This is a genomic window from Arthrobacter sp. Sr24 (assembly GCF_054511175.1).
In genome coordinates, this window is record NZ_JBTNDB010000004.1 from 179,215 (window position 1) to 194,974 (window position 15,760).

Here is a 15,760-nt window from a genome sequence, read left to right on the forward strand (position 1 = left end):
TTACTACTTCCTTGACTAGTCTTGCCAAGGTGGCGAGCTTTCGCAACCGACATCTTGTGGTTACAGTAAGAGCAAGGGGGATCAACGGAGCAGGAATACTCTTCGGACTGTCCTCCACCGCTTGTTGAGAGTACTACCGTGACGTTGCATTCAGTCCCAAGACACGGAACTGAATTTCACAGCAGGGTCCGGCAAGCGGCACGGGGTGAAGAAACTAGAATCCCCGCGTCAGGCTCACCTCCAACGGAGGTGTCCGCGAACCACTAGTCCTCACCTAATGATTGAACCCGTCAACGAAGGAGAGCACCGTGACTATCGAAGACAACAAAACGCACGAGACAAGCGAAAAAAATCCCACAGCACAACCGTCAGCGGAACAACCTCAAGGAGGATACGGTTCCCCCACCCCCGAAGATGAAATGCCTGACAACGCTGCCACGAACCCCGGGTCACCGGACCCGACCCTCCAGGGCCAGGAAACTGACAGGCAAGCCCTTACTGGCGATGTGAGTCTTGGCGCTCCCGACAAAAACTTCTTCGAGGACGAGAGTGCCGGCAGCGACGGCGAACCCGGAGCCGGGCGGCTGGGCGGCACTGACGATCAGTTCCGAGAGGAACTGGACCGCTCAGAACCAGATGCAGGACTTCTAGATCCCAGCGATGAGGCGAACGTGGACTTGCCGTCCACGGAAGCGCCGCTGGATGACAGCAACGCCGGACCTACCAGAACAGACCGTGAGTCATTTTCCTCTGAACCGGAAGCAGACGCCGCTGGTGAAGGCACCTGAAGAACGTGAATTGACGCTTCACGTGGAATGCGGAATGCGGAAGAGCGGGAAGCGGATTTTTCGTTCCGTAGCCCATCAGCTCTACCTCACCGTGCGAAGTTCGTCTTCTTGGGCGCACTTCCTGCAGCCACCCCCGCTGAGGTTGGCATGGATCTCCGGACACCAACTCCGGTGCCCCAAACCGAGCCGCCCCAGGGACCCGGCATCGACTGGATCGATCAGGTACGGATCTTTCGCCGCTGACAACGAACGCATTCCTTGCCACCGCAGGCAACCCTTCTTTAATGACTGCCCCGCCGCCATAGACCAACCCAGTACTCCAAAGAAGACAACAACTTAACCACGCTAACGAAGAGGAGCGCCATGCAGACTAACGATGAATCTAACCAGCAGAAGACCCCAGGCCAATCGGATAGGGACACCTCTCCGCACAAGGCCAAGGGGCCCAAGAACCCTGACGAGTTGCCCGATGGTAGCGGAACGGACGCCCAGAGTTCCCACTCCGAGCACGGTCAAGAAGACGGGGACAAGTCCTTCGACGCCGGCTAAAAAAAGTGAGATACCGCCCCGTCAGCAACACCGCTAGTTGGGATCAACCTGAGTTGATGTGAATTCCGGCAGAGTCGGGGGGCGTTCATTCCGGTTGGAGTGAACGTCCCCCAAAAAAACTTCAATCACGGTTATTTAGTGGTTCCTAGTGCCGGAGGTCAGGAGTTCAAGCACTGCACTATCGCGCTGTCGGTTCAGGGCAGCAACTTTGCCCTGTTCGAAGAGCGCAACGACACGCGGATTCACGTAAGATTCTTTGGCTATCGTGGGGGTGTTGTGCAACCATGCTGACGCATCCCGAATGGCCGCTGTGACCGCATCAGGCGATGAGGCGCCCATTCGATATGAGCGAGCCAACGAAACAGCTGCGACCGCGGTGCCTTGCCATGTCCGGAAATCCTTGGCGGTGAAGCCACTGCCCGCTGCCGTACCTAGGTAGTAGTTGACTTCCGAATCCGAGACGGACTGCCACACTTTCCGGCGCCCGTTCATAATGGGGAAACACAATGCGGGTCCTTGGCGCGGGTTGGCAGGCACTGTCGCAAAATATTCCCCCAACAACGGGTCAGAAAGATGCACGTCCCAAGCGCCCGCTGATTTGCCTCGGAACACCAACCGGATCTCGCTACCCTGGGCATGAACGTGGCGCCGTTGCAACGTCGTAGCACCAAAGGAGCCATTCTCGTCAGCATAGGCAGCCCCGCCCACCCGCAACCCCACACTGTCAATGAGGCGCACGGCTGCGGCGAGCGTGCGCCTCTTGGCATCGCTGTGTTGTTTCAGATCCCGCGTCACGATCCGCCGCATACTGGGGAGCCGCTGCGCGAAAGCCAGCGACCGGATGAACTTTTCATCGTCACGCAACTCGCGCCACCGAGGATGATAAATATACTGGGTGCGCCCAGCCGCATCTATCCCGGTGGCTTGAATATGCGCCCTCGGATCCGTTGCAATCCAGACATGCTGCCACGCCGGTGGGACGGCTAGGGCAGCGATGCGCCCCAGCAGCTTATCGGAAGTGATTCTGCGACCGTTGGCCGACACATATGTAAAACCACGACCGGCTCCCCTGCGGGTGATTCCGCCCGATCCCGGCTCGACCCTGTGCAGCTGTTCCTTCATGGCTCTCTTTCTCGTTGTGCGCCGGCCGCTGGTCTGCAGCGTCTGCCGAGTCAGTCCTCGCCTTGTCCTTGCTGGCTGAACCTTGCCCACACCCGATGCTCCGCGAGCAGTTTACCCAGACCCTCCACCACTTCCGCCGGGTACCCATGAACTATCCCTGCTGCCTCCCCATCCACAGCGGCAGCAGCCAAAACGACTCCAGCACTGCCCCATCCGCCCATCGCTTTGCCATGCCGGAAGGCTTCTGCTGCCAACACTACGACTCGGGAATCCGGCCCATTCATGTCCCCCGTGGCGAGAATAACGGCGTCGTACTCCACGGAGCGCGCAGTGGCGTAGCTTCGCTGCACGGGCTCCTCAGTATCGAGCAGCTTGCCGCCCACTGGGGCAATGATCAACGCCAGCATGCCCGCTTCGGTGATGGCGTCGCGTGACTGAAGTACCTGCTCGGCATCACTGTTGGCGTCGGTGACAATGCCAATCACCCGGGACGCAATAGGCCACTTCCTGCCCAATTGCGACACAGCCGGGCTTGGGGTTTGTTCCGTGGCAGACTCGGTGGCATCGGGGGCAGGCAAACCGAGCTCAGCCGCAACTTGGCGGCACAGATCAGCGTCAATATTCGCCAAGGCGGCAAGCTGCCGTTCCCGAATGGTTTGTTCATAGCACTTGCCAAGCTCAAAGGCGTAGGCCTGCGCCACGTGGTCCTGCTCCACTGCCGTGAGGCTGCGATAGAACAGCGTCGCCTGGGAGAAGTGGTCACTGAAAGTGGCCGGATTAGCGCGTTCCTTCAGGCCCTGCTGCACTGCCTGTGGAATGTCAATGAACGCCGCGGCGTCCGCGCCCGCATGGAAGGGGCAGCCGCCGTCGAGCGTGTTGGGTTTGTAGGGGGCCACCCCGGCATAGTCCGCGCTCTGGTGCATGCCGTCACGGAGCATGTCATTTACGGGTGCATGGGGGCGGTTGATGGGTAGCTGGCCAAAGTTGGGTCCGCCGAGTCGGCTGATTTGAGTGTCCAGGTACGAAAACAGTCTGCCTTGCAGCAAGGGGTCGTTACTGACATCAATGCCGGGAACCAGATGCCCCGGGTGGAACGCTACCTGTTCGACCTCAGCGAAGTAGTTTTTCGGGTTGGCGTTCAGTGTCATTCGGCCCAGCATCTGCACCGGCGCAAGTTCCTCAGGAACGAACTTGGTGGGGTCCAGCAAGTCAATGCCTGCGAACATCTCATCGTCTGCGTCAGGGAAAACCTGCACGCCCAGTTCCCATGAAGGGTAGTGGCCAGCTTCGATGGCGTCGGCTAGGTCCCTGCGGTGGAAGTCGGGATCTACACCGTTGAGAATCTGCGCTTCTTCCCACACCAGCGAGTGCACACCCAAGGTGGGCTTCCAATGGAACTTGACCAACGCCGTCGTGCCTTCAGCGTTGACCATGCGAAACGTGTGAATGCCGAACCCCTCCATCGCTCGGAAAGAACGCGGGATGCCCCGGTCCGCCATAACCCAGAGGGTATGAGCCTGAGCTTCTGTGTGCAATGAAACAAAATCCCAGAAAGTGTCATGGGCGCTTTGTGCTTGCGGAATTTCCCGGTCAGGATGCGGCTTTGACGCGTGGACGATATCGGGGAATTTGATGGCATCTTGAATGAAGAAGACCGGAATATTGTTTCCCACGAGATCGAAAGTGCCCTCGTCGGTGTAGAACTTCACAGCGAAACCCCGGGTGTCCCGCACAGCATCTGCCGAGCCACGGGAGCCTAGCACGGTGGAAAACCGCACGAAAACTGGCGTTTCTACCTCGGGAGCTAGGAACCCTGCTCGGGTGAGCGCGGTAGCGGTTCCATAGGATTGGAAGACGCCATGGGCCCCGGCGCCGCGGGCATGCACCACCCGCTCCGGGATGCGCTCATGATCAAAGTGCGTAATTTTTTCGCGTAAATGATGGTCTTGAAGCAGGGTTGGTCCCCGGCGTCCAGCCTTGAGGGAATGGTCCGTATCCTGCAGCCTGGCCCCCTGCGCTGTGGTGAGATAGTCACCGCTCTGGCTGCGCGAATTTTGCGGCTCCCCAGTGGGGGTGCCAGTGGGTGAAACAAGTTCTGGCCCGTGCTGATCTGGCTTGGGTGGCAGCGGTTTGCGTGGCTGCTGTGGCTCATCGTACGACGGCGCCTCAACCGACGGCACTCCGGGAACTGGCGGCGTCACGGGCATACTGGGGTCAGTCATGGTTCCTCCCAATGATTTGAGTTGCTTCCTTCAACAACTCCAACTCTGAACGCGCCCCCCGGGTACAGTCAAGACCCCTAACTCCCCCGACCGGCTTTAGCGGCAGCAGAACACGGCCTACTGGGCGAAAAAGTTCCTACCCTCGAGATAATGTTGCGGGTAACATGATGCCCGCAACCATGATTGCGCTTTTGCTTATTCGAATTTTCATCTCGCATCCCGGCTGAAATGGAGACCGACATGTTGACCTTTGGCATTGAAGAAGAATTTGTCTTCCTAGATCCAGCCACCCTGACACCAGCCCATGTGGCACCCGCCATCCAGAGAGAACTTTTGGCCGCGGGGCATAAAACCACTGAGGTCCACCACGAGCTCTTTCAGTCTCAAATAGAGTTCGCATCACCTATTTTCGACTCCCGGGAAGTGGCAGCCAGTTCACTTGCGGCGTTCCGAACAGCGCTCATGGCTGCAGCGACAGCACATGGTGTGGTGGTTGCAGGCACGGGGACGCCTTACCAGAAATCGCCAGCACCGGTGATGACCGAGGATAGTCGCTATGAAAGAATTGCAGAGCTGGTCGTTGCACTCAGTCAGGAACATGAAATCAACGGACTCCACGTCCATGTGGGCATTCCGGACCCCGAGAGTGGCCTGCGCTGCCTGAACGGTATTCGCCGCTGGTTGCCCACCCTGATGGCCATCTCGGCTAACTCGCCATACTGGTCTGGCCAAGACACTGGGTTTGCCAGCTGGCGGGCCATTCACTCGCGCCGTTGGACTACTGCTGGATGTCCACCGCAATTCGCCAATGCCACCGACTACCGCAACCGAGTCAACGCCCTCATAGGTATTGGCGGCACGCCAGACAGCGGCTCGATTGCTTGGTATGCCAGAATGTCAGAACACCAGCCCACTCTGGAAATCCGGGTCGCTGACGCGCAACTACAGCCCTGGTCCTCCGTCCTTTTGGCACTGTTGTGCAGGGGTTTGGTCGCAACATATTTGGGATCTGAGCAGCATTCGCAACCAGAACCGACCGGCGAATTTCTGGACGCTGCCCTCTGGCACGGCGCCCGTTACGGGATGGACGGGGAGTTGGTCCATCCCCTTTTGCAAACCCTGGTCCCGGCAGGCGAGGCAGTTGGGTGCCTCCTGGAGACAATCACCCCCGCTTTGAGCGCCAGTGAAGACCTCGTCGCTGTCACTTCCTTGCTGTTGCAGCTGCAGGAACAAGGCTCCGGGGCCCAACAGCAGCGATCCCACTACGCCACCGGCGGACAGTCCGCCTTGAGCGGACTTTTTGCTAGCAGCATGGGCGCTGGAGACGCGGATGGCGTTGACGAAGTCGCCAGCTCACACTGGCGCGGCTCGGCGATATCCCCAGTCCCGTAATCCGGCGGTGGCGCAATCGTGCCCCACCTTGCAAGCAGGGCGAGGCACAATGGAGTGCAGGAGCACCGACGGTTCAAGGGCATCAAGAATCAAAGAACTATAGCCGCCGGCACTGGAGCAGGTTCACTCCGAGGACGTTGCCGGCCCTTTGGGAGTGGCTCCTCCCTCGTCGGCCCAGTCCTGCCCCAAACCGTCGTTGAGCGCAGGATCCGATTCAACGTCCTTTGAAACGTGGGTGCGTACCGTTTGCGGACCGTCTTCTCCCCTAGGTGTATCCGTTCTGTCCTGTCCGTCTTTGACGGATTCTTGGGCAGCGTCGGGGCTTTTGGCGTAGTCGAAATGCTCAGTGTTTGACATGGTCTTACTCCTGATATTGATCTTGGTCCTACTCTTGACCTGCTTCTGGTTCGCTTAGCTTTACTTCTTGCTCTTGGCCTTCGCCGCAGCGGAGGTTTCCGTGTGCGATTCAGAGTCGCTCAGTGTCCCACCTGCGTTTTCCAAATGCGCGCGCATGAACCACTGGAACAGCTCCAGTTTTGCGGTCTGCCCAATGAGCATGTCCTCGGTGATCGGATCAAGTTCTCCTGTGAGTGCGATGGCATCGCGGTGGCTGGAGACAATCCCGTCGTAGACCAGATCCAAGGCAGCCAAGTGCTCCATGGTAGAGGCGCGCCCAAGTTCATAATCGTCCCAGTCCCGATCCCTGACCAGCGCACCGGGCAATCCATTGGGCGAGACACCCAGCGTCGCGATACGCTCTGCTGTCTCGTCAATCATCGCCCGGACCAATTCGATCTGCGGGTCAAGCATGGTGTGGACACCAATGAAATCCCGACCGATCACATTCCAGTGCGCATGCTTCAATGTCAATTGGAGGTCATTCAAGGAGTGAAGCCTGCCTTGCAGGGTAGCTGCCACCTGATGCCCGTCCTTCAAGGACAGGCCTGGGACAGTAAAATTCGCTGTGGAAGTTTTCTTGGAAACCATGGGAACTCCTCTCAAAGCGGCCGATCTTCAACGGCCGGTGTATTTCCCACGCTAACGATACGCTCACGAGAACGCCAGCCCCACTCAGTGCCTGTCGCACGTCAACTACGGAGCTGCGGCTCGTTAGGCCCTGTATCCACGGACGTTTTCGGTGCGGTCCGCGCGCCAGAACTTAATGTCCACTGTCTCTGGAACAGTCACATACCCGAGCCATTGCCGCCATCTAGATGAAGATGACGCGTAAGTGCAGTGACGATCCGCTGTATATCCAAGGCAGCAGCTGCACCGGGTGCCAAGGACCCGACGCCGGCGCCTTGAGGTGCCGCTGCATGGCTGGCAGCGACGGCATCCGTCAAAGCTCTCAGGCGCGTGGACACATGGTCAATAGATTCCTGGGGGTCATCTCCGTCCTCCCACGACTGCAGCAAGCCGGCTGTTGCCGACAAGCACCGCCCCAACGGTTCCCGCAGCATCACTTCAAGCCGGAACTCGTTAGGCCCTTCCCAGATCGCGCCAGCCAAAACTTCAGAAAGATCCCGCACGTGGAAGGTAATGTCCTCTAAAACAGCTAAATCACCATAGCTGTCTTCGACCACGCCGTGGCGCGAGCGGCGGTATGCCCGCGGGTTGGCCCGTTGGCTCTCCGCCGCATTGTGCACGGCGTCCCTCACCTCGACAATGGCGTCGTCAAGCGCATGCCGCCGTGCCGCCCAATCTTCGTGTTGTGGTGGCCATTGTTCGCCTAGGGCTGCCGCAGCATCCTCCAACTGGCTGATGAGCGTCAACCGCGCCCGCGAAATCTGGGCTCGGGCGGCATCGAGCGCCAAAGGCGGAAAAATGCTCACATTGACCACGAGGCCCACCACCACGCCAAATCCCATCTGAACGGCATACCCCAGCGAAAATGCGTCAGCGTCCTGACCGCCAATGATCAACACCAGGAGTGCGGCCACGGGGACGTACTCACGCCCGGCCCCAAGACGGGGGATCCCTGCGAGCAACACACCCACTCCGACTGCCAAGGAAATTGAAACCACATTCGGCTCTCCCAGCAGGAGCACACCGGCAGCCAAAATAATGCCCAAAAGCAAACCAGCGAGCGACTGCATTCCCGAGCGTACAGAGCCCATGAACGTCGGATACATGCTCACCAAGACGCCCAAGGGCGCGTAATAAGGGTAGTCATCCACCACACCTGGCAAGTACTGCGCCAAGAACCACGCAATACCCACAGCTACCGCAGTCTTGGCCGCAAGCAACACGCGCTGGCCGGTGACCGTGGATTTTATCCATGCACCCAACGTTGCCATGACACTCCCTTCATTAACTTCAAGCAGCACTGTCTTTATGGAGCACTGTGTTGCTGTGTGCGGCACTCCACACCTGTCAGCAATCTTGCCTGCAGGTAGGAATTTTAGGGGCTGGCCTAATCATCTTAATAGAACGCGCAAAACGCCGGTGCCGGAGAACGGAAGTCCAACGGGCCGGGCCAACGTGGGGCACAAATTTGCTCTTAGCAACCACAACCAATGAAACACCCTTAGGAGATTTTTGGCACGGATATGCTTAAGCTGTCATTGTCGGCTACTCCAACGGATGGCCGATGCTCCGGAAAGCAGCCCCCGGAGTTTCACCGAATAAAGTTAGCCATTCTTTTCTAAGGAGGAGTCATGGGTTTCATCGGATGGATCGTATTGGGCCTTATTGTTGGGGTCATTGTCAAGGCAATCATGCCTGGCCGAGTCGGGGGTGGCTGGATCACCAGTTTGGTCCTGGGCGTTGTCGGTGCCGTGCTTGGTGGTTGGATCGGTGACCTGTTGTTCGGGGACGGAAAAATGGAATTCTGGAATCTCGGTTCCTGGATTCTTGCAATCGTTGGTGGTTTAGTGGTGGCTGGAATCTACGGCGCCATTACTGGCCGTAACAAGACTGCAGCCTAGGAGTTGCCCCGGTCACGGTGCTGACCGCCATACCTCTGCCAGCACCGTGACAGTTTTCCTACTTCCCGCTTCTACGTTCTGAGTTCTGAGTTCTGGTATTCCAAGGACTTCTAGTGCAGCGGTTATGCCAGAGGCCCAGCGCGCAAGTCCGGGCGGGCGAAGTGGGTTGGAATCGTGAACACCTGAGATGACCGAGGTTCTCCACCAAGAAGGATAACGTCATGAAATCAAAACTAACATTTCTCGCTGGCATGGCTGCCGGCTATGTCCTAGGCACCCGTGCAGGACGCGGAAGCTACGAGACTATCAAGGTTTCCGCGAAGGAATTATGGAACAAGGACGCCGTCCAGGCGGCTGTGTCACATGTCCAGGAGTCCGTCAAGGATCAGGCCGGCCAGGCGGCGCACAAGCTTATGGACCAAGTAATACCAGCCCACAAGCAGGACTCGGATACAGTGGCCAACCCGCTGGACTCCGTCTCCGACACCCCGGCCACCACCTCGGGCGCGCCGCTGGATATCGTTCCTGAGGTATCGGATGAATTTCCGGACGCAGCACTCAACGGTGGCGAGGGCAAAAATTGGAACAATCTAGGCAAACCGAGTGGGACACATCCAACGACCGGCATTTGAATCGCACCCACCAAGAGGGATGACCTGCAATTGCGACCAATCGGGTGCCGTAACTCCAATGAATCTTTGCAAGTCCATCGAAAGGAATTACTGATGACGAACAACGACCAGTACACATTTCAAAATCCTGTCACCCGCTACCCGAGTATCAGTCCTCCCATCCAGGATCAGCCCGAGCCAGGTTTGGACCGTGATCTGGAACCGCAAACTGACCGTGGCGAGGAGTCTTACCGGGGAACCGGTCGGTTGGCCGGCCGCAAAGCCCTGATTACTGGGGCAGATTCCGGCATTGGTGCCGCCGTTGCCATAGCCTTCGCCCGTGAAGGGGCCGACGTCGCGTTGTCGTATCTCCCAGTTGAAGAGCCTGACGCGCAAAAGATTGCAGCCATCATCCGTGAGTGCGGCCAAAACGCCGTGGCCTTGCCAGGGGACATCTCAGAAGCTTCCACCGCTCGGGACTTAGTGGCGAACGCCGTCGAACAGTTGGGAGGGCTGGACATAATCGTCAATAATGCCGGACGCCAAATCGCGGTGGAGAAACTTGAGGATCTCAGCGATGAACAGTTTGAAGAAACCTTCAAAACAAATATCTTCGCCATGTTCTGGATCACCAAGGCAGCCCTGCCACATCTAGCTCCGGGCTCGTCCATCATCAACACGACCTCAATTCAGGCCTACAACCCCTCCCCCACGCTGATCGACTACGCCTCCACCAAGGCGGCCATCAATAACTTCTCCAAGGGCCTCGCCCAACAATTGGCTCCCCGCGGAATTCGCGTCAATGCCGTCGCCCCGGGGCCTATCTGGACGCCGTTGCAGGTCAGCGATGGTCAGCCCAAGGGAGCTCTACCTGAGTTCGGCAAGGACACCCCTCTTGGCCGGGCGGGGCAACCGACAGAGCTAGCACCAGCTTTTGTTTTCCTCGCTTCCTCTGAGTCCAGCTACGTTTCGGGCGAAACCCTCAACGTCAATGGCGGAACCCCTTCACCCTGACCTGTGCACCGCGCGCAGCAACGGACTAAATCTATAAGCTGCCCATGTCATGCCCCACCCTGCGGTGGGCATGACATGGGCAGCTGGCACCTCAGAAACAATCGAAAGAAGGGAACTATGGGTTTTGCATCAGCGCCTCGGCAGTGGCCATGCGGCGATCGATGCCCGAAAAAAGCAGTTGGAGCAGGAGCGCATCGTGACGTCCCCTAACCCAGACCGCCTGTTACAGAAATCGCTGGAGATCTCTGCGAGAATTTCACACACCATGCGCCGTGCACACCAGAAGGTGGCCGCGGCTGAGTCCCTGACCAGCGGGAGTATTTCATGCCATCTGGGGGCGGCCGAGAGTTCCTCCGAATGGTTCCTTGGCTCACTTATTGCCTACGACAGTGAAGTCAAATTCTCAGTTCTGGGAGTGGATCGCGGTTGCGTTATTACCGCCGACTGTGCCCGTCAGATGGCCGATGGGATAGCGAAACTGCTGGACGCGGACTTCGCTGTGGCGGTGACCGGTGCAGGAGGCCCGGAACCAGAAGAAGACCAACCCGCCGGGACTGTCTTTATAGCTGTTCACACACCGAGCGGAACTTCCGTAGCCAAACACCTCTTTCTCGGGGATCCCTCCGAAGTGGTGCAGGAGACGACGTTCCATGCACTTCAAATGCTCGAAGCAACAACAAACTTGGTCGGTGCCGCTGACGGCTCAAACTCAGGAGCAACCCAATGAAATTTCCAGTGTCCCGTGGGCCCGCCAGCAGCTCGTTGTTCAGGCTGCCCCGCGGTGCAACAGAAAATCAAGCAGAGAATCTTCGTTCGTTCCAGGACAGTGTCAGCAACGGTATTGCGCAGACGCAGGGCATGCTAGCCGACGAAGACCTGCAGCTGAGCTTGTTTACCCTCTACGCACTCCACTACAGCGGCTTGGCGGATGCGGATGAAAGATGGGAATGGAACCCCAACCTAATCACGGCACGGCAGGAACTTGAGACCGCGTTCGAACACGAACTGCGCGACGCCGTCGACCTTCCCGTGCTGGATGCCCACACTAGTGATGAGGTGGCAGAAGCTCTCTTCGCCATGGCCGCTAGCGACACCGGCCCGTCTATGTCCCGTTTTCTTGCCAAATCGGCCACGGTAGAACAACTGCAGGAATTTCTGGTCCATAAATCCATTTACCAGCTTATGGAAGCTGATCCGCACACGTGGGCCATTCCACGCCTCACTGGTCGATCAAAGGCCGCCATGGTGGAGATTCAGGCTGATGAATATGGCGGCGGACGCCCGGAACGGATGCATTCGGCCCTCTTTGCCCGGACCATGCGCGGACTGGGTCTCAACGACCACTACGGCAACTATGTTGACGCAGTGCCAGCTCTGACCCTGGCTGGAACCAACATGATGTCCATGTTTGGACTAAATAGGCGCCTTAGGGGCGCCATCGTGGGGCACCTAGCCTCCTATGAAATGACGTCTTCCCAGCCAAACCGGCTCTACGGCAATGGATTCCGTCGGCATGGATTCAAAGAGGACGTCACAGGGTACTTTGACGAACACGTCGAAGCCGATGCAGTTCATGAGCAAATCGCCGGCCGGGACTTGGCCGGCGGGCTCTTCGAAGCCGAACCCGCACTCTTGGAAGATATTTACTTTGGCGCGGCTGCGGCATTAGCCCTCGACGCTATGTCGACACAGAGAACGATGGACGCTTGGGACTCCGGCGACACGTCTCTGCTGGTTCCCATACCACCACCTCCGGACAGCTCAGAGAAAGGACAAGCCCATGACTAAGATGATTCCCGATACCAAGGACGAGCTGCGAGCCCTCGGGACCGTCGAGCAAGGACAGGAGCAAAGGAGCGGCACATCCGTTCCGGAAATCGTGGCTTGCCCGGATGGGCCACTACTGGTGCGCGGTGAATTTGAGATCGTATCGACGACGGGAGAAGCCTTGCCGAGGCGCCGAAAGACCGTGGCCTTATGCCGCTGCGGCGCCTCAGGCATTAAGCCGTATTGCGACGGTACCCATAAATTAATTGGGTTCCGCACCGGTCCCGAAAACGAGCAATAGCTAATGATCAAGGATTCCACACAAGAGCCGCAAGCGTTCAGGCCTTCAAGGCCGTGCAGACCTGCGCCTGGTCATGCGGGGATAAATGAGCAGCCCAAGCAACAGAGCAAGCCCAAACGCCACAGCAACCAGGGCCGCTGCCTGCCCGTCAAGTACTACATAAAAAATCAGCGCGGTGGTGCCCACGACCAGCAGTCCAATCAGCCACAACACCACCCTGACCACCCGGTGCCCCGACGACACCAAGCGGAGTTTGATCCGCAACCCAAACAATTCCCGGTGCATGGCAACGGGAACCAACATCAAGCATGTGGTCCCAGCTGCCAGAACAACCAGAACCAGATAGAGCACCACTCCGAACACGTCCAGGTCAGCGAACCGCTGCTGGAAAGGCAATGTCAGCAGAAATCCAGCAATGATTTGAGTGCCGGTCTGCATGACACGCAATTCCTGCAGCAGGTCGTCCCAGTTGCGGTCCCGTTTCTCATCACGAGTTTCGCGGCGGCCACTGCCAGCGTCGTCTCCCCCATCGTTTCCTGCAGCGTTCAAACCATCAGTGTTCATTGCGGTCTCGATTCTGCCTGCAGTAGGACTTATCGTTTTGTGGATGCCAGTGCTCATCATCGTAGGGTTCGCAACAGCAACGGAGAAAGGTAGCAATCATGAGGTGGCAATTCTTCGCATATTTGCTCGTCATTGCCCTAGGCCTGATCTTCATCCTAGTGGTCGGTTTTTCACAAAGTTAGGACATGCCATGAAAAAAGCACTACGCGAGAATGGCTTAGGATTATTCTTTGGCCTGATTTTTTTATTGGCGCTGGTGGGTCAGGCGTTTACCGGACATGCCCTATACAACGAAGAACAACTCACTGCGGGATTTCCCACCGTCAGCTTGGGCCGGTACCTAATATCGTCCAGTTTTGGTGTAGATGTCGCAGAGAATTGGCAATCCGAGTATTTGCAGTTCCTGCTCTATATTGTGGCCACCGTATGGCTGGTGCAAAAAGGCTCCCCCGAATCCAAGGAACTAAACAAGGTTGGGCGCGAGAGTGACAAAGAACAACTGACGGGAGACTATTCGACGTCGCACTCCCCCGCTTGGGCGAAACTCTCAGGCTGGCGCCACCAGATTTTTGCCAACTCCCTTGTTATCGTCATGGGCTCGGTCTTCCTGCTGTCATGGTTTGCCCAATCCGTGGCTGGTGTCAGTGCTTATAATCAGGAACAAGTTCAAAATATGCAGGAGACGCTTTCTTGGAGTCAATATGTTCAGTCCCCCGAGTTCTGGAATCGCACTCTACAAAATTGGCAATCAGAATTCCTCGCCGTCGGATCAATGGTGGTGCTCTCCATCTATCTTCGTCAACGTGGCTCCCCCGAATCCAAACCCGTCGGAGCAGCGCACGAGGACACTGGCGCGACCGGATGACAGCAGCAATCGCACAAAAACATGGGGCAACCAAGCCCAGCTCAGCGGCGAATAGCGAGTAACAGATGCGACCACTCTCGAAATACGTCATGTTGCTCATCATTCTTGTCACCACTCTGAGCGCTTGCGCTATCTCGATTCCCACGGATCCTGAGGACAGTCTGGAACAAATCCGGAATGGGACTCTAAGGGTTGGGGTATCACACAGCGAGCCGTGGGTTGTTCTCCACGACAACGACGCCCCCAGCGGAACGGAGGTGGATTTGGTGCTCGAATTTGCCCGCACGCTTAGCAGTGAAGTCCAGTGGGTTCCGGGCGGCGAGGAAACACTGATGGACGCACTTAGCCAGGGAGATCTCGATGTGGTGATCGGCGGCCTGACTGAACGAACGCCATGGACGGCAAAAGCTGCTATTACCCGTACCTACGTTGAGGCACCCAACCAGTACGGCGAGAATCTAAAGCACGTCATGGCTGTGCCCATGGGCGAGAACGCACTGCTCAGCGAACTGGAAACGTTCCTTGATCAAGCAGGCTCAGCACCCGCCGAGGGAAGGGACAGGAAATGACCGACGATACAGCCACCTCTGCGCAGAAATAGAGCGAGGCATTGCGTAAAGCGAAACGGCTGGAATGGTTGAGTTTGGCCTACACGGCGTGCACCATAACGGTTGTGTCATTTGTGCTGGGTAACTCGCAAGCCATGAAAACGGCGTGGGTGGAGGACATGCTCTCAACGTTGCCGCAAGTGGCATTTCTAGTTGCTGCAGTGTTTATCGGCCGCACGGCCAATCTGAAACATCCCTACGGCTACCACCGGTCCATGAATATAGGTCATTTAGTGGGATCCTTCGCCTTGATTGTGGTAGGCGCCATGCTAGCTTATGAAGCACTGTTCGGACTGTTGAAGGCCGAGCACCCCTCTATCGGAACCCTCCAAATTCTGGGCAATACCGTTTGGATGGGTTGGATCATGGTGGCGGTCATGGCCGTCATTGCGGTCCCACCGATCTTTCTCGGTCGAGCAAAAATGAAAGTCGCCAAAGAGCTTCACAATAAATTACTGTACGCCGACGCCGACATGAGTAAGGCTGACTGGAGCACGAATGTCGGGTCCATCATTGGTGTCTTGGGAATCGGTATTGGTTGGTGGTGGGCTGATGGGGCTGCAGCACTATTCATCTCCCTAGGAATTTTGCGGGACGGCTTGAGAAACACCAAGTTTGCTGTGCTGGATCTTATGGATGAAAGTGCCACCACCTATGACCAGCGAAAAAACCACCCGCTAATTGAAGAACTCCAAGACCTGCTGGTCGAGCAACCCTGGATCTCCCAAGTCGGGATTCGCATGAGAGACCAAGGGCACGTCTTTCATACGGAAATATACGTAGTCTCCGCCACGGATGAAGTCTCAACCGATGCCTTGGTGGAGCTGACCCGTAAGAGTCTGTCCATGAACTGGAAACTACAGGACGTGGTGATCATTCCGACAACAGCAATTCCGGACTACGCCCGCACACCTGACCTCAGGGCTCTTGACATGGTGAGGTAATCGATGTGGGGTCAGTCGCTGTTTTTGATTTTGTAGCGCAGGATCAGGGTGGTGCCGGGGTAACAGGTTTTCGTGGCGCTGAGGTG

At 57.4% G+C, this 15,760-nt stretch carries 18 protein-coding genes; 12 read left to right on the forward strand and 6 right to left on the reverse strand.

Features of this window, described 5'->3' with window-relative positions:
* Positions 1–308: 308 nt before the first annotated feature.
* Both ACX80D_RS04935 and ACX80D_RS04940 read left to right on the forward strand, forming a co-directional pair.
* Positions 309–788, forward strand: a complete 480-nt coding sequence (locus tag ACX80D_RS04935) for a hypothetical protein (RefSeq protein WP_459321519.1) — start codon at positions 309–311, stop codon at positions 786–788.
* Between the two features lie 363 nt (positions 789–1,151).
* Positions 1,152–1,337: a hypothetical protein gene (locus tag ACX80D_RS04940; RefSeq protein WP_459321520.1), complete on the forward strand. Its 186-nt coding sequence runs from the start codon at positions 1,152–1,154 to the stop codon at positions 1,335–1,337.
* Between the two features lie 135 nt (positions 1,338–1,472).
* Here ACX80D_RS04940 and ACX80D_RS04945 read toward each other — a convergent pair whose 3' ends face one another.
* Together ACX80D_RS04945 and ACX80D_RS04950 are read right to left on the reverse strand one after the other, a co-directional pair.
* Positions 1,473–2,459 carry a DNA topoisomerase IB gene (locus ACX80D_RS04945; protein ID WP_459321521.1) on the reverse strand — a complete coding sequence of 329 codons (987 nt, stop codon included), beginning with the start codon at positions 2,457–2,459 and terminating at the stop codon, positions 1,473–1,475.
* 50 nt (positions 2,460–2,509) lie between these two features.
* Positions 2,510–4,681 (reverse strand): catalase, encoded by a 2,172-nt coding sequence (locus tag ACX80D_RS04950; protein ID WP_459321522.1) that lies wholly within the window; start codon positions 4,679–4,681, stop codon positions 2,510–2,512.
* 240 nt (positions 4,682–4,921) lie between these two features.
* Between ACX80D_RS04950 and ACX80D_RS04955 the strand changes: the two genes are divergently transcribed.
* Positions 4,922–6,073, forward strand: a complete 1,152-nt coding sequence (locus tag ACX80D_RS04955) for a carboxylate-amine ligase (RefSeq protein ID WP_459321523.1) — start codon at positions 4,922–4,924, stop codon at positions 6,071–6,073.
* A gap of 123 nt (positions 6,074–6,196) precedes the next feature.
* On the opposite strand, the gene ACX80D_RS04960 is transcribed toward ACX80D_RS04955, so the two are convergent.
* The 3 genes from ACX80D_RS04960 to ACX80D_RS04970 all read right to left on the reverse strand — a co-directional run bounded on the left by ACX80D_RS04960 (position 6,197) and on the right by ACX80D_RS04970 (position 8,370).
* Complete coding sequence (locus ACX80D_RS04960; protein ID WP_459321524.1) at positions 6,197–6,430, reverse strand: hypothetical protein; 234 nt, start codon at positions 6,428–6,430, stop codon at positions 6,197–6,199.
* A gap of 60 nt (positions 6,431–6,490) precedes the next feature.
* Positions 6,491–7,060, reverse strand: a complete 570-nt coding sequence (locus tag ACX80D_RS04965) for a Dps family protein (RefSeq protein ID WP_459321525.1) — start codon at positions 7,058–7,060, stop codon at positions 6,491–6,493.
* Positions 7,061–7,257: 197 nt separating this feature from the next.
* The gene (locus tag ACX80D_RS04970; RefSeq protein WP_459321526.1) at positions 7,258–8,370 is read right to left on the reverse strand and encodes an FUSC family protein; all 1,113 of its coding nucleotides are present in this window, start codon (positions 8,368–8,370) and stop codon (positions 7,258–7,260) included.
* Positions 8,371–8,730: 360 nt separating this feature from the next.
* Here ACX80D_RS04970 and ACX80D_RS04975 point away from each other — a divergent pair, with 360 nt between their 5' ends.
* The 6 genes from ACX80D_RS04975 (at position 8,731) to ACX80D_RS05000 (ending at position 12,693) form a co-directional block, all read left to right on the forward strand.
* Complete coding sequence (locus ACX80D_RS04975) at positions 8,731–9,000, forward strand: GlsB/YeaQ/YmgE family stress response membrane protein (RefSeq protein WP_459321527.1); 270 nt, start codon at positions 8,731–8,733, stop codon at positions 8,998–9,000.
* 221 nt (positions 9,001–9,221) lie between these two features.
* Entirely contained in the window at positions 9,222–9,632 is a 411-nt protein-coding gene (locus tag ACX80D_RS04980) for a hypothetical protein (RefSeq protein WP_459321528.1), read from the forward strand.
* Between the two features lie 93 nt (positions 9,633–9,725).
* Positions 9,726–10,625 (forward strand): SDR family oxidoreductase, encoded by a 900-nt coding sequence (locus ACX80D_RS04985; protein ID WP_459321529.1) that lies wholly within the window; start codon positions 9,726–9,728, stop codon positions 10,623–10,625.
* Positions 10,626–10,674: 49 nt separating this feature from the next.
* Positions 10,675–11,352 (forward strand): CinA family protein, encoded by a 678-nt coding sequence (locus ACX80D_RS04990; protein WP_459321530.1) that lies wholly within the window; start codon positions 10,675–10,677, stop codon positions 11,350–11,352.
* Positions 11,349–12,413 (forward strand): iron-containing redox enzyme family protein, encoded by a 1,065-nt coding sequence (locus ACX80D_RS04995; RefSeq protein WP_459321531.1) that lies wholly within the window; start codon positions 11,349–11,351, stop codon positions 12,411–12,413. Before ACX80D_RS04990 ends, ACX80D_RS04995 begins: the two co-directional genes overlap by 4 nt.
* Position 12,414: 1 nt before the next feature.
* Entirely contained in the window at positions 12,415–12,693 is a 279-nt protein-coding gene (locus ACX80D_RS05000) for a CDGSH iron-sulfur domain-containing protein (protein ID WP_459321543.1), read from the forward strand.
* 45 nt (positions 12,694–12,738) lie between these two features.
* Here the strand turns inward: ACX80D_RS05000 and ACX80D_RS05005 are convergent, their stop codons facing one another.
* On the reverse strand, positions 12,739–13,257 hold the full coding sequence (locus ACX80D_RS05005; RefSeq protein ID WP_459321532.1) for a DUF6328 family protein: 519 nt from the start codon (positions 13,255–13,257) through the stop codon (positions 12,739–12,741).
* Positions 13,258–13,447: 190 nt separating this feature from the next.
* Between ACX80D_RS05005 and ACX80D_RS05010 the strand changes: the two genes are divergently transcribed.
* The 3 genes from ACX80D_RS05010 (at position 13,448) to ACX80D_RS05020 (ending at position 15,674) form a co-directional block, all read left to right on the forward strand.
* The gene (locus ACX80D_RS05010; RefSeq protein WP_459321533.1) at positions 13,448–14,122 is read left to right on the forward strand and encodes a DUF6766 family protein; all 675 of its coding nucleotides are present in this window, start codon (positions 13,448–13,450) and stop codon (positions 14,120–14,122) included.
* A gap of 89 nt (positions 14,123–14,211) precedes the next feature.
* Positions 14,212–14,691, forward strand: a complete 480-nt coding sequence (locus ACX80D_RS05015; protein ID WP_459321534.1) for a transporter substrate-binding domain-containing protein — start codon at positions 14,212–14,214, stop codon at positions 14,689–14,691.
* Between the two features lie 41 nt (positions 14,692–14,732).
* Positions 14,733–15,674 (forward strand): cation transporter, encoded by a 942-nt coding sequence (locus ACX80D_RS05020; protein WP_459321535.1) that lies wholly within the window; start codon positions 14,733–14,735, stop codon positions 15,672–15,674.
* Positions 15,675–15,760: the final 86 nt, after the last annotated feature.

Bases quoted from the DNA above. Each gene is read 5' to 3' on its own strand.
- ACX80D_RS04965 (WP_459321525.1), bottom strand. From the start codon at position 7,060: ATGGTTTCCAAGAAAACTTCCACAGCGAATTTTACTGTCCCAGGCCTG.
- ACX80D_RS04955 (WP_459321523.1), top strand. From the start codon at position 4,922: ATGTTGACCTTTGGCATTGAAGAAGAATTTGTCTTCCTAGATCCAGCC.
- ACX80D_RS04985 (WP_459321529.1), top strand. From the start codon at position 9,726: ATGACGAACAACGACCAGTACACATTTCAAAATCCTGTCACCCGCTAC.
- ACX80D_RS04940 (WP_459321520.1), top strand. From the start codon at position 1,152: ATGCAGACTAACGATGAATCTAACCAGCAGAAGACCCCAGGCCAATCG.
- ACX80D_RS04980 (WP_459321528.1), top strand. From the start codon at position 9,222: ATGAAATCAAAACTAACATTTCTCGCTGGCATGGCTGCCGGCTATGTC.
- ACX80D_RS04990 (WP_459321530.1), top strand. From the start codon at position 10,675: ATGCCCCACCCTGCGGTGGGCATGACATGGGCAGCTGGCACCTCAGAA.
- ACX80D_RS04975 (WP_459321527.1), top strand. From the start codon at position 8,731: ATGGGTTTCATCGGATGGATCGTATTGGGCCTTATTGTTGGGGTCATT.
- ACX80D_RS04950 (WP_459321522.1), bottom strand. From the start codon at position 4,681: ATGACTGACCCCAGTATGCCCGTGACGCCGCCAGTTCCCGGAGTGCCG.
- ACX80D_RS05010 (WP_459321533.1), top strand. From the start codon at position 13,448: ATGAAAAAAGCACTACGCGAGAATGGCTTAGGATTATTCTTTGGCCTG.
- ACX80D_RS04995 (WP_459321531.1), top strand. From the start codon at position 11,349: ATGAAATTTCCAGTGTCCCGTGGGCCCGCCAGCAGCTCGTTGTTCAGG.
- ACX80D_RS04970 (WP_459321526.1), bottom strand. From the start codon at position 8,370: ATGGCAACGTTGGGTGCATGGATAAAATCCACGGTCACCGGCCAGCGC.
- ACX80D_RS05015 (WP_459321534.1), top strand. From the start codon at position 14,212: ATGTTGCTCATCATTCTTGTCACCACTCTGAGCGCTTGCGCTATCTCG.
- ACX80D_RS04960 (WP_459321524.1), bottom strand. From the start codon at position 6,430: ATGTCAAACACTGAGCATTTCGACTACGCCAAAAGCCCCGACGCTGCC.
- ACX80D_RS05005 (WP_459321532.1), bottom strand. From the start codon at position 13,257: ATGAACACTGATGGTTTGAACGCTGCAGGAAACGATGGGGGAGACGAC.
- ACX80D_RS04945 (WP_459321521.1), bottom strand. From the start codon at position 2,459: ATGAAGGAACAGCTGCACAGGGTCGAGCCGGGATCGGGCGGAATCACC.
- ACX80D_RS05000 (WP_459321543.1), top strand. From the start codon at position 12,415: ATGATTCCCGATACCAAGGACGAGCTGCGAGCCCTCGGGACCGTCGAG.